Origin of the sequence: Clostridium beijerinckii (assembly GCF_018223745.1) — a bacterium.
Classification (GTDB): domain Bacteria; phylum Bacillota; class Clostridia; order Clostridiales; family Clostridiaceae; genus Clostridium; species Clostridium beijerinckii.
Window position 1 is genome coordinate 5,058,744 of sequence record NZ_CP073653.1, and the last position, 13,484, is coordinate 5,072,227.

At 30.3% G+C, this 13,484-nt stretch carries 10 protein-coding genes; 2 read left to right on the forward strand and 8 right to left on the reverse strand.

Features of this window, described 5'->3' with window-relative positions; genetic code table 11:
* Nucleotides 1–48: 48 nt before the first annotated feature.
* The 4 genes from KEC93_RS22710 to KEC93_RS22725 form a co-directional block, all read right to left on the reverse strand.
* Entirely contained in the window at nucleotides 49–951 is a 903-nt protein-coding gene (locus KEC93_RS22710; RefSeq protein WP_012060692.1) for an N-acetylglucosamine kinase, read from the reverse strand.
* 45 nt (nucleotides 952–996) lie between these two features.
* Nucleotides 997–1,308, reverse strand: coding sequence for a PTS lactose/cellobiose transporter subunit IIA (locus KEC93_RS22715; protein ID WP_012060693.1), 312 nt, complete (start codon nucleotides 1,306–1,308; stop codon nucleotides 997–999).
* A gap of 20 nt (nucleotides 1,309–1,328) precedes the next feature.
* Nucleotides 1,329–1,640, reverse strand: coding sequence for a PTS sugar transporter subunit IIB (locus KEC93_RS22720; RefSeq protein WP_077867884.1), 312 nt, complete (start codon nucleotides 1,638–1,640; stop codon nucleotides 1,329–1,331).
* Between the two features lie 191 nt (nucleotides 1,641–1,831).
* The gene (locus tag KEC93_RS22725; protein ID WP_012060695.1) at nucleotides 1,832–4,582 is read right to left on the reverse strand and encodes a sigma-54-dependent transcriptional regulator; all 2,751 of its coding nucleotides are present in this window, start codon (nucleotides 4,580–4,582) and stop codon (nucleotides 1,832–1,834) included.
* A 405-nt stretch (nucleotides 4,583–4,987) separates the two neighbouring features.
* On the opposite strand from KEC93_RS22725, the gene KEC93_RS22730 reads away from it, so the two are divergent.
* Both KEC93_RS22730 and KEC93_RS22735 read left to right on the forward strand, forming a co-directional pair.
* The gene (locus KEC93_RS22730) at nucleotides 4,988–5,548 is read left to right on the forward strand and encodes a class IV adenylate cyclase (RefSeq protein WP_012060696.1); all 561 of its coding nucleotides are present in this window, start codon (nucleotides 4,988–4,990) and stop codon (nucleotides 5,546–5,548) included.
* Nucleotides 5,549–5,697: 149 nt separating this feature from the next.
* On the forward strand, nucleotides 5,698–7,659 hold the full coding sequence (locus KEC93_RS22735) for a fructose-1,6-bisphosphatase (protein ID WP_012060697.1): 1,962 nt from the start codon (nucleotides 5,698–5,700) through the stop codon (nucleotides 7,657–7,659).
* Between the two features lie 304 nt (nucleotides 7,660–7,963).
* Here the strand turns inward: KEC93_RS22735 and KEC93_RS22740 are convergent, their stop codons facing one another.
* From KEC93_RS22740 to KEC93_RS22755, 4 genes are all read right to left on the reverse strand, one after another.
* A complete protein-coding gene (locus KEC93_RS22740; protein ID WP_012060698.1) occupies nucleotides 7,964–9,103 on the reverse strand; it encodes an acyl-CoA dehydrogenase family protein in 1,140 nt (379 codons plus the stop codon).
* A 109-nt stretch (nucleotides 9,104–9,212) separates the two neighbouring features.
* On the reverse strand, nucleotides 9,213–10,766 hold the full coding sequence (locus tag KEC93_RS22745) for an acyl CoA:acetate/3-ketoacid CoA transferase (RefSeq protein ID WP_012060699.1): 1,554 nt from the start codon (nucleotides 10,764–10,766) through the stop codon (nucleotides 9,213–9,215).
* A gap of 50 nt (nucleotides 10,767–10,816) precedes the next feature.
* Nucleotides 10,817–11,593: a short-chain-enoyl-CoA hydratase gene (locus KEC93_RS22750; RefSeq protein ID WP_077829111.1), complete on the reverse strand. Its 777-nt coding sequence runs from the start codon at nucleotides 11,591–11,593 to the stop codon at nucleotides 10,817–10,819.
* A 291-nt stretch (nucleotides 11,594–11,884) separates the two neighbouring features.
* Complete coding sequence (locus KEC93_RS22755; protein WP_077867885.1) at nucleotides 11,885–13,315, reverse strand: sugar porter family MFS transporter; 1,431 nt, start codon at nucleotides 13,313–13,315, stop codon at nucleotides 11,885–11,887.
* Between the last annotated feature and the right edge of the window lie 169 nt (nucleotides 13,316–13,484).

Sequence of the window (13,484 nt, forward strand, 5' to 3'; positions counted from 1 at the left end):
AAAGTCAAAACTCATCCATGGCTCTATATAGTCTAGTATAATATTTACCTAAACATTACTTTCTCTCTTCGCTTTATTAATATAATAAGCACCAATTGTAGGTGAAATTTCATCATCTACTATATACTCAATAACTATATTTTCTCTTAGGTACTTTTCAAAAGATTTCCTTAATATCTTTGCTTTTCTTATAACCCCACCAACCAAGGCAATAGAGCAGCTTTCAAATTTTAATTTTCTATACACATTTATAACAGTCTTAGCCAAATCTACGCCTTCATTAACCAATATTTCTTCAGCTATCTTATTTCCTTCCTCGCCCAATATTGAAACTACTTCTGCCAAAGATGCTATCTCGTCCTTAGTAGAGGAATATACAAAAGTTACTACTTCGCCTATTGATTTAGCACCTAACCTTTTCATAATTCTCGTAGTTAATTCTGATTTGGGTAAAGAATTTTCTTCTTCAAATATCATTCTTTTTATAGCATCAATTGATATTTTATATCCACTCCCTTCATCTCCTAATAAGTTGCCCCATCCCCCACACCTTACACTTGAATTATTTTTAACTCCAAATGCTATCGATCCAGTTCCTGCTATTGTCAATATTCCATCATTCCCCCTTAACATAGCTTTTAGGGCTATTTCAGCATCGTTCATAAGTACACAGTCAGTCTTAAGTTCATTTTTTATTGTATCTTTTATAATTTTTGCATTATCTCCGACTTCCGATCCTGCAATGCCAAGATATAAATCTACAAGTTCGTCTTCTTTAAGAACATCTATTATTTCTCTTATTGAATCTACTATATTATTTAGTGCTTTTTCTCTATTATTTAGCAAATTTGCGAATCCTTTTACAGAAGTAACTATAATATTTCCTTGAAAGTCATAAGCTACTGCTTCCGTTTTTGTTCCTCCACCATCCACACCTATAATGTATTTCATATCATCACTACCTTTTCCTTAACATTAAGTAAATAAGTAATTAGGCTAACATATGTTGTTATTAAATTTTTCATGTATTTCTATAATTTCAACTGCCATAGACTTTAATGTCATACTAGTCATAAAGTGATCCTGAGCATGAATCATAAGTAAAGAAACTTCTGTTTTTTCTCCTCGTGCTTCCTTTTGTATTAAATATGTTTGAACATTATGTGCTTTTAATAATTCTGCTTCTGCTTGTTCAATTAATTTTCTTGCTCCATCTATATTCCCACTTTTAGCGCATTGAATAGCTTCCATTGAATAACTTCTAACTTCTCCGCTATGCACTATAAGATTCATTATTGTTTCTTCCACAATGTTTCTCTCCTTTTCAATTATTTATTTTTTATAAGATCTAGAGCTCTTTCTAAGACTTTTTCTCCATTCATTGTTCCATAATCAACTGTATTAATTACTTCTACATATATATTCTTATCCGATAAATTAGCTTTAAATTTTGATAATAAAAATCTAACCTGAGGCCCCAGTAACAAAACATCTATATTACCTATATATTCTTTAACATCTGCCTCTCCTACAGCTTTTATATTACATTCAATCCCTTTTTCTTCAGCTGCCTTTTCCATTTTCGAAACTAATAAACTTGTGGACATTCCGGCTGAACAAACTAATAATATATTCTTCATTTTTAACCTCTCCTTGGATATTTTTTTTACTAGCATTCATCTATTACACTATTATATAAAGCAAGTTTTATACCAATATTATATTTATACATAAATAAATATAAATCATCTCATAATCGCACAATTCATGAATCGAAGTGTGCAACTTTAAAAAAATAGTGTGTAATTTAACTTACACACTGCTTTGGCTCTTACACAGTAACTATATTTTCCTTAACAATTCTCACTATATAAGCGATCTCATTATCTCCTATATTTATATTATATACACGCTCCAAGTCTTTTAAAATTTTCTTAATCAATGAAAATTCACTATTATACATATGGCGATAATTTTCTAAATCTTTGAATTTTAATTCTTGACCACCATGCTTTAATTTATCTATAAGAAAAGTGATATGAATTAAAATTCCTATCTGTGCATCATGCTGAATTCTCACTTTTAAATTTTCTTCTATTTTTCTTATTACATCTCTAATATCTGAAAATACCTTTATTGAATTTAATTCATTTAATTCAATACTTAATGCTTTTCTAACTTTTAGAAAGTCATATTCAATGTCCACTAGATTCTCCAAATAGTTTATTCCCTCATTCAAGAATACATCTTGTGCTGGTATAAATTGAACATTTTCAATAACTATGTTTATAGTTCCTACAACTGCTAATACTACAAACTTCTCTTTTAGCCTATTTACTTTTCTAAAAAACTCTTCCCTATCAGAAATATTAAGCGGTATAATTTTTACTTTTTCTATATTCTTCAAATTATTACTTATTCTTATTTTTATTCTTTCTGCTGCTCCTTCACCTGTAAAGCATGTAGTTATTATAACTAGTTCTTTATTGTATTTATAGTCTTCCTTAGAAACTTGCATAGAGGACTTTCCAATATCTCTGCATAAATTATATATTGAATCCAAACTTCTCCCATTAAAAGCTTTACTTCCTGCCTCTATAACAGTTAGTGTTGTGACCATATCTATGGTTTTAATTTTTATTTCTAATTCATTACTAATTATATCTCCAAAGTTAACCAATGATCCCATATCAACAAGTAACAATATACCTTTTTCATTATATATTTCTTTAATTTTTTTCTTAGCTTTCTCTAGCATATCCTCAGCCTTCATAGTTAGTGGCATATCTAGAGCTTGCACATATTCTTCTCCTATTAAAGAATTAGCTACCTCAGCCATGCTGCTAGCTGTACTTGTTCCATGCATCATTACTAGAACTCGCGCCTTTTTCTCTAATTGTTCACTATTTTCATCATTACATGCAGCCAAAAACATAGTTATATAGCCTATTTCATCTAATGGGATATCTATATGAAATTCTTTTTCCGCAATTTTTATAATATCCATGGCCACAGCAAATTCTTCCCTATTTTCTACCCTTATAATATTAAGCTTAGGATGATATATCTTTTTTCCTGAATTAATCCTTTCGATGCTTCCCTGTAAATGAAGTGCTAACCCAAAATAAACTTTCTGATCAAAATCCCTATTTAACTTTTCAGATGCTATACTCAACATTTTTTCTGCAACTGTAGCTACTTTAATGTTTACAATTTTGGCAATCTCATCTTTTTTAACATTTGTTGTGATATTACTAATATATCTTCTAAAATATTTTTCCAAATCAATATTTAGAATATCATTTATTTCTGTCTCATTAATTCCTCGTGCCTTTAAGTTTTCCATCTTATTTTCTATTATCGAATAAAAACTTTTATTTTCCGAGCCTTCTATTTGATTTTCATGAAATTCAATATTTTTTAGTATACTATCTTCACTTGAAAATCTTAAAATATCAGCCATATCTTGAGATAAATTATCTATTTCTTTTCTGCATTCTCTAATTCTCATTATTCCTTTTTGAATTCTAGGTTGCAGATCACTTTTATCTACCAAAATATAATTATTTTTCTTAATCTTATAATTTAAAAATGCTTTAGCACAAGCTAATTGTATATCACTTTTTAATTGCCCTATATTATTAGGACAGTCATATAGTAAAAATGAAATAATCGCATTTTTACTAATATATATGCTCTTTCCGATTCTTATAGATTCTTCTGTTATGAACTCGTTTAAAAGAAGATATCTTTCCTCTAATTTTCTTTCTCTTAATGTCGGTAATACTATCACCATTGGAATTCTTCTAGTAAATGTTTTCAGAAGATATGACTGTGGATTCTCCGTAGTAGCTGCTATAATCTGCACTTCAGATTTCACCTTTTTCTCAGTATCTCCAAGCTGCCTAAAATATCCCTTATCTATAAAAGTAAATAACATTTCTTGCCCCTGTGGTGATAGCCTGTGTACTTCATCCAAAAAGAATATTCCTCCATCAGCTTTCTTTAACAAACCTTCTCTATCAGTATCTGCCCCCGTAAATGCACCTTTTTTTACTCCAAATATTTGTGCCACAACTAACTGAGGATTATCTGAATAATCGGCACAATTAAATCTAATAAAAGGAGCTTCAGCAGCTATTATTTTAGAGTCTTTAGCAAAATTGTACATTGCTTCTGCAAATAGCGATTTTCCTACACCAGTTTCACCCAAAATAAGAGCATGTAAGCCTCTAGGAGGATATAATATTGCAGCTTTCGCTTGCTGTACAGGTAATTTAAGTGACTGATTTGAACCTATGAGCATTTCAAGGCTATCTATATTTTTCACGATTATGTCCGATTTATTTTTAATTGAATTCATTTCATTCTTGTAACTTTTGATACTACTATATATAACTGGTCGTCCTTCTTTTTTATTTATCCTTTTTTCCTTATATAATTGGTTTAAATACCTACTTATATTTGTTCGGTCTATTCCTATATAAAATCCCAGTTCATCTGCTGTTATTCCTCTTCCTTTGATCTTTTCAAGCTCAATAAGACTCTTTATTACTTCTTCCTTTCTAGGTAATCCTTTCATTTAATATTATCCCCCACTCATAAGTAGTCCACATTAAAAACATAAAATTTGTCCTTATAACTTTTAACCTACTATATAAATGCATCTCTATATATTGTCCCATGTTTTTCGCTTTCTAAGATACATTTGAAATTTTCCTTTGAATTCTTCTACATAAATCTTTGTGAAAATATAACTGGATACTACCAGTTTTGAATTCATTATATAATAATATTTTTATTTCTTGCAACCATATTCTTCATATTATTATAATTGTTTAGATAATTCTGACTCTACTATAAATATGCCATATAAATCAATTTTACTAGCACAACTTTTAAAATTGCTATATTATATTATTATATAAAAATAAATATCTACTCTTTTTAAGTATTATTTATTAACTTTAACTAAGGAGGCTATTCTATGCAAGAGTTAGAAACCAGGATCGTTGATATTGATGTTGAAAATATAAGGAAAATTTTATTATCAAATGGTGCTGAAAAAGTTAAAATGGAAGATCAAGTAAATGATATATATGATTTTGAAGATGGACGTCTTTTAGATAAGAAAGGATATGCTAGAATAAGAACTATAAATGATATGATTAATAATAAAATCGTGTATTTTATGACTACCAAAAAAATGCTATCCCAGGGCAGATTTAAAGTCATGGAAGAAAATGAAGTTATAATTGATAACAAAACTATGGGAGAAGGTATATTTAAATCTCTTGGATTAGTTCTGAAAGAATCTAATAAAAAATATAGAGAAAGCTATAAATTACTTGATTGCTTAATTGAAATTGATATTAATGACAAGAGTTTTTGTCCCTTCCCATATTTAGAAATTGAAACTACATCGGAAGAAAAATTGGAAACAGTAGTGAAGTTACTTGGATATACATTAGAAGATACAACCTCTCAAACAATATACGATATATTATCTGAAAGAGGATTGCTTAATAATGTCCCTAAAGGAATATAATTAAGTTTTTATTCCATTAACTGTAAATTTACTATGGAATTATAAGTTTATATAATGTAAAATATACATAGAGATAGGTATACTTTTAAAATGAAATTTGTTTAGTTTACTTTTAAACTAAACTTTTTTTCTTATAAAAGGAGGATGTCATGGAAAAATATGATGACATAAAATATTTAAGTCTGCTTGCTAAGCAATATCCTACTATTGCAGCGGCATCAACTGAAATAATTAATTTAGAAGCTATTTTAAATTTACCTAAAGGTACAGAACATTTTTTAGCTGACCTTCATGGTGAGTATGAGCCTTTTGTTCATGTATTAAAAAATGGTTCAGGGGCTATAAAGAGAAAAATTCAAGAGGTATTTGAAAATTCTTTAATGGACTGTGAAAAAAGAAGTTTAACCACACTTGTATACTATCCTGAACAAAAATTAGAGATTGTTCTAAGAGAAGAAAAAGATATAAATGATTGGTATAAAATTAATCTGTATAGGTTGATTGAATTATGCAGACATGTATCTTCTAAATATACAAGATCTAAAGTAAGAAAAGCGCTACCTCCAGATTTTAGCTACATTATAGAAGAATTATTACATGAAGAATCTGATAATAATGATAAACAGGGTTATTATGATGGGATAATAAATACTATTATCGAAATTGAACGAGCCCAAGAGTTCATAGTGGCTCTATCTAAATTAATACAACGACTAGTAATAGATAGATTACACATAATCGGAGATATATTTGATAGAGGTCCTAGACCAGATATAATCCTCGATACCCTTATAAATTATCATTCTGTTGATATACAATGGGGTAACCATGATATATTGTGGATGGGTGCTGCCTCAGGTAATACTACATGTATAGCAAATGTTTTAAGAATAGCAGCTAGATATTCTAATCTAGACGTCATCGAAGATATTTACGGTATAAATTTATTACCTCTTGCAACTTTTGCACTTAAGCACTATAAAAATGATAATTGCATAGCTTTCGTTCCTAAAAACACAGATGAAACATTATATGGAGCCTCTGAAATTGAGCTTATTTCTAAAATGCATAAAGCCATAACAATTATTCAATTTAAACTTGAATATGAAATTATAAAAAGAAGACCTGAATTTAATATGGATCATAGATTACTTTTAGATAAGATAAATTATAGTGATGGCACCATAACTTTAAACAATATAACTTATGAGCTTTGCGACAAAAGTTTCCCTACAATCAATATTAATAATCCTTTTGAACTTACGAGTGATGAAAAAAAATTGGTTTCTAAGCTTCAAATTTCATTTATAAATAGCGATAAATTGCAAAAGCACGTTCTATTTTTATTTAATAAAGGAAGACTATATTTAACTTATAATTCTAATCTTTTATTTCACGGCTGTATTCCTTTAAATAAAGATAAAACTTTTAAAAGTATGACTATTCATGGTGAAGAGTATAAAGGAAAAAAACTTCTAGATAAATTTGATTCTTTAGCTAGAGAAGGTTATTTCAGTACTAGAGGCAGTGCTGAAAAATTATATGGTATTGATATAATGTGGTATTTATGGACTGGAGCCTGTTCTTCTCTTTTTGGAAAAGAAGATATGACAACTTTTGAAAGATACTTTATAAAAGACAAAAGTACACATAAAGAAAAGAAAAATCCCTACTACAATTTTAGGGATTCTGAAGAAATGTGTAATATGATTTTTGAAGAATTTGGATTAGATCCAGCTGAATCACGAATAATAAATGGACATGTTCCAGTTAAAAATAAATTTGGAGAAAACCCAATAAAGTGTAATGGAAAACTGATAGTTATAGATGGTGGCTTTGCTAAAGCTTATAGAAGTCAAACTGGCCTCGCAGGATACACATTGACTTATAATTCCTATGGACTTCAGCTAATATCTCATCAACCTTTCAAATCAATTGAAGATGCATTTAGTAAAGAAACGGATATATTATCTTCAACACAAATAGTAGAAAAACTAGACAGAAAAAAAGTTGGTGATACAGACATAGGAAAGGAGCTTAAAAATCAAATTAAAGATTTGAAATTATTGCTCAAAGCCTATAGAAAAGGATTAATAAACGAGGTAAGATAGCAGCCATTATCTTACCTAAAATCTAAATATGTAGAAGAAATTTATTTCCTACTAGTCTCTAACTAAAATTAGATCAATAAGTTATATTCAAAATCTTCATTAAAGACCACTTGATTATAACCTATTGATCTGATTATTTTTTATTGCACTTTTACTTCACTTTATTTAATGCTAATTATTCAGCGCGCCTTATTTCTTCAAATTGAGCTATTAATTCTTGTACTGCTTTAGTAAGATTACCGACTATTGCATGGCAACGATTTTCATTATTTAGGTATAATTGTTTTCGTCAATAGCCTGTATCCTATCTAAATATATTTCCGCTTATAATGAGTTTTTGTATCTCATTTGTGCCTTCATATATTTGAGTTATCTTAGCATCCCTCATCATTCTCTCAACATTATATTCTCTCATATAACCATTTCCACCTAACATTTGCACAGCCTCAGTTGTTACGTGCATTGCTGCATCTGTACAAGCTAGTTTTGCTTTAGCTGCAGAAACTGAGTAAGGCTTTCCTTCTTGTTTATCCATGGCAGCCTTATATACCATGTATTTAGCTTGCTCTATTTCAAGCTCTAACTCTGCCATTTTGAAAGCTAAATATTGATTTTTCCATAAAGGTTTTCCAAATTGCTCTCTTTCCTTCATATATTGCTTAGCTACTTCAAACGCTCCTTCTGCTATTCCAAGTCCTTGAGCTGCAACTCCTATTCTTCCTCCATCAAGAGTCTTCATTGCTATTCCAAAACCTTTGCCCTCAGCTCCTACTAAGTTTTCAACTGGAACCTTACAATTTTCAAATACAAGTTCTGAAACTTGTGCTGATCTTATACCACATTTATTCTCAATCTTTCCTATAGAGAATCCTTCGAATTCCTTTTCAACTATAAAAGCTGATAATCCTTTTGCTCCTTTGCTCTTATCAGTTAATGCAAATACTAAGAATGTTTCTGATAAAGGTCCATTTGTGATAAAGCATTTTGCACCATTTAATATATAATACTCACCATTCTTATCAGCTGTTGTTATACATCCACCTGCATCTGATCCTGCATTTGGTTCAGTTAATCCAAATGATCCGAATTTTTTTCCTGACAAAATGTCTGGAAGATATCTTTTCTTTTGTTCTTCAGATGCTGCATTAATTATTCCTCCTGAACAAAGAGAAGTACTTACTGAATATGAAATTCCTAATGAACCACTCACTTTTGATATTTCTTCAACTGCTAAAACATAAGATAAATAATCTCCACCAGTTCCACCATATTCCTTTGGATATGGAAGCCCTATCAATCCTAATTCCCCCATTTTCTTATAAGTGTCTATTGGAAATTCTCCACTTTCGTCATATGCAACTACTTTAGGTTTAATTTCGTTTTCTGCAAATTCCCTTACCATTTTCACTATTTTTTCTTGTTGCTCTGTTAAATTAAAATCCATCTTTTAAATCCCCCTTGTAATGTATATCTTTTTAATTTAAATATAATTTGAATTTTCAATAGGTACCCTATCTTAACGCTTAGAGCCCTTAATTTTATATAAAATATATTTACTCCCTTAATCCCATCAACTTATCATAAAATATTCTTCCATTCATTAGTCTAGGTACTCCATCCATTTTAGGTTTGAAATCCATTAAATCCAATACATCCTTTTTTAGATCTATCCCAGGCGCTATTTCTGTAAGGTATAATCCATCTTTCCTTAACTCAAATACTGCTCTCTCAGTTATATACATAACTTGTTGATCCATCCTTCTTGCATAATCTCCACTAAATGTAATTTGCTCTACATCCTTAATGAATTTTTTAGCTTTTCCTTCTTGTTTAATTTCTAATTTGCCATCTCCTGTTACTACTTTTAAGCCTCCTGCAGTGAATGTTCCACAAAATAACACTTTCTTAGCATTTTGAGTTATATTTATGAATCCACCACATCCAGCAATTCTAGGCCCAAACTTACTTACATTCAAATTTCCATGTTCATCAACCTGAGCTAGTCCTAAAAATGCTATATCGACGCCTCCACCATCATAAAAATCAAATTGATATGGCTGATCTATAATAGCTTCTGGATTTATACTCGCTCCAAAAGCTGTGCATCCTTGTGGTATACCTCCTATTGGACCGGCTTCTACAGTTAATGTCATATATTCACCAATTCCTTCTTCATTCGCAACTAAAGAAATAACTTCTGGTATCCCTATACCTAAATTTACTACCGTATCTTTCTTTAATTCCATAGCTGCTCTTCTCGCAATTATCTTTCTCTCATTTAATGGAGCTTTTTCTACACTGTTTAATGGAATTCTCATTTCACCTGTTACTGCTGGATTAAATGGGCATTCGAAGGATTGTTCATGCTCTTCGGGAGTTGAGATTACAACCGCATCTACATATATACCTGGAATTTTTATAAGACGTGGGTCTAAAGATCCTGCTTCAACTACTTTTTCTACTTGAACTATTACTTTTCCGCCATTATTCTTACAAGCTTGGGCTATTGACGTATCCTCAAGTGTAGCTATTTCTTTTTCTAATGATACATTACCGTATTCATCTGCAAAAGATCCTCTTAAGAAGCAGACATTAACTGGAATTGATTTGTATAATAATTTTTCTTCACCTTCTATATTTATTAGCTTTACTAGATCTTCTTTTGTTTTTTCATTTAATTTTCCACCACTAATTCTTGGATCCACAAATGTATTCAATCCAACGTGAGTTATTGTCCCAATTCTTTTTCCCGCAATATCTCTAAATAATTGAGAAATTGTCCCTTGTGGTAGATTATAAGCTTCTATTTTATTTTCATTAATTAACTTTCCAATTTTCGGTGCTAAATTATAATGACCTGCAACCACTCTCTTAAGTAAGCCTTCGTGGGCATAATGATCTGAACCTTTCCCCTTACTATCGCCTTGTCCTGCTGCATGAAATAAAGTTATATTTTGCGGATGATTTGTTTCAATGAAACGTTTTTCTAAAGCACAACTAAGAGTTTCAGGTGCACAACTACCAACAAATCCGCCAGTTACTAACACATCTCCATCCTTCACTATTTGTACTGCTTCGCGACTTGTTAAAACTTTTACTTTTCTCACCTATATTCAGTCCTTTCAAGATTAATTAACTGTCCTAGCGTCTTAATCTTTTAACATCCTTTAAATAGAGCCTTTCTTTTTTCTATAAATGCACTCATTCCTTCTGTTTGATCATCAGTTGAAAAACATAATCCAAATAGGTTTGCTTCAAATGCATAGGCTGATTCAGTATCCATATTTAAGCCATTATTTATTGCTGATTTAGCCAAGCTTACTGCAAATAATCCTTTTTTCATTATTTTTTGAGCTAACTCAATAGTTTTTTCCATTAGTTCTTCTGGTTCGTAAACTTTATTAACAAGACCAATTCTATAAGCTTCTTTTGCATCTATCATATCTGTAGTAAATATCAGTTCTTTAGCTATTCCTTTTCCAACTAATCTTGGTAGCCTTTGAGTTCCCGCAAAACCTGGAATTATTCCTAATCCAACTTCCGGTTGTCCAAATTTAGCATTGGTAGAAGCTAATCTTATATCACACGCCATTGATAATTCGCATCCTCCACCCAATGCATAACCGTTTACAGCAGCTATAACAACTTGTGGCATATTTTCAATATTAGAAAATACCTTTTGAGCTAGCTTAGCCATCTCTCTTCCCTCTATTGCACTTTTACTTTTCATTTCTGTTATATCTGCTCCAGCTACAAAAGCCTTTTCTCCTGATCCTGTTATGATAACAGTATATATATCCTTTCTTTCTGATATATCATTTATTACTTGTCCTAGTTCCTTGAGTGTTTGTGTATTTAATGCATTAAGTGACTTAGGTCTATCAATACAAATCACTGATATCCCATTTTCTTCCTTTACCTTAATATTTTCCATTTAATATTCCCCCTTCAAGATATATTGTATTTATATTAATATCTTTTATAATTAATATTTTTTGTTTTCGATATAATTTATATGGTGGAATTAAATTTTTAAACTTTAATCTTAATTAAACTTTAGCTTACTAGATTCTTAACTATAAATTTAATATCGCAACATATATTCATCACTCATCACTTTATAGTTAAAGGTTTTCATAGAAACAGACTTTAACTACGTTTGTTTATTATTTCAAATGCATACATCATTAATTATTTTTGCACTAATGATTCCCAAAGTATATTGCTACAACCTAGCTTCTATATTTTCTTCAACAAAATCATCATTCTTATATTTTCTAAATGACTGCTCTATTTCCTCCAATGATTTACCATATGTCTCCGGTGCACATTTATAGATAAATATACCTCCTATAATTGACGATCCTATAAACACTATGAATGCTCCTGATAAACCAAATCTTGCTAATAATATAGGGAATACAAAACCTACTATAAAGTTAGCTACCCATAAAGCAAATGCTGATATTCCCATTCCAAAACCTCTTAATCTTAATGGGAAAATTTCTGATATTAATAGCCAAGTTAATGGTCCAAGAAAGGCTTGGAAGAAAGCTATATAAACAATAGTACACATTATTACAACAAAAGGAAGCATAGATGAACCTTGTAAAACGTTTGTAACAACAGATAACGCTGTCATAGCTATAGTAGTTCCAGTTATTCCAAGTAAATATAACTTTCTACGAGGATATTTATCACCAACACATTTTACAAAAAATATAGCTGCTATAACAGACATCAACCCATTTCCTATGTTAGCAATTAATGCCACCTTTGTACCAAATCCAGCTTGTTCCAAAATTGATGTTCCATAATACATCATTATATTAATTCCAGCAATTTGTTGTGTAATACCTATTCCAACTCCAATTAAAACAATACGACGGATCCAAGGAATAGATAAATCAGCAAATGATGCCTTGTCTAAATGCTTTTCCGCTTCAATATTCTTATTTATTTCTTCTAATTCCGCTTCTGCCTCTGCTTTATCACGAATCTGTTTTAGAACTTCTAATGCTTTTGCTGTTTTTCCATTAGATGCTAACCATCTTGGTGTTTCAGGAAGTACCATCATTCCAAACCACAATACAATTGCTGGAATAGTAGCAAGTACTATCATATAACGCCATACACCAGAATTATCTGCAAAAAGGTTTCCTAATACAGCATTTATAACATAAGCTACTAATTGTCCAGTTACAATCATCATTTCATTTTTAGATACTATACTTCCTCTTAGGTGCATAGGTGCCAATTCTGCTAAAAATGTTGGCACAATAACTGATGCCCCTCCTACAGCTAACCCTAAAACGAATCTAGAAACAATCATAATATTTGCATTAGGTGCAATTGAACAAGTTATAGTTGCAAAAAAGAATATAATAGCTAACATTCTTATTATCTTTTTTCTACCATATTTATCAGATAGACGTCCGCCAATTATTGCACCAAATGCTGCACCTAATGTTAATATACTTGTAACAAGCCCTTCATTCATAGGTGTCAAATTTAATTGATCTGGTCGTTTCATGAAACTTAATGCTCCATTAAACACACCTGTATCATATCCAAATAGTAAACCCCCAAATGTTGATATAATTTGTATTTTCCTTAAATTACTTTTTTTCTTAATGTTATAAGAACCTTGCTCCATTCTAATTCCTCCTTATCTACTTTAAATAATTAGAATCATTCAGAATTACACAAATACTTTTATAATTTATTTTTTCATATTAATACTGTTTTTCTTAATATATTTATAAATGCTTTATTCTGATTTCAATATATTAGTAACTTATACCTATCATTAGTATGGTAACTAG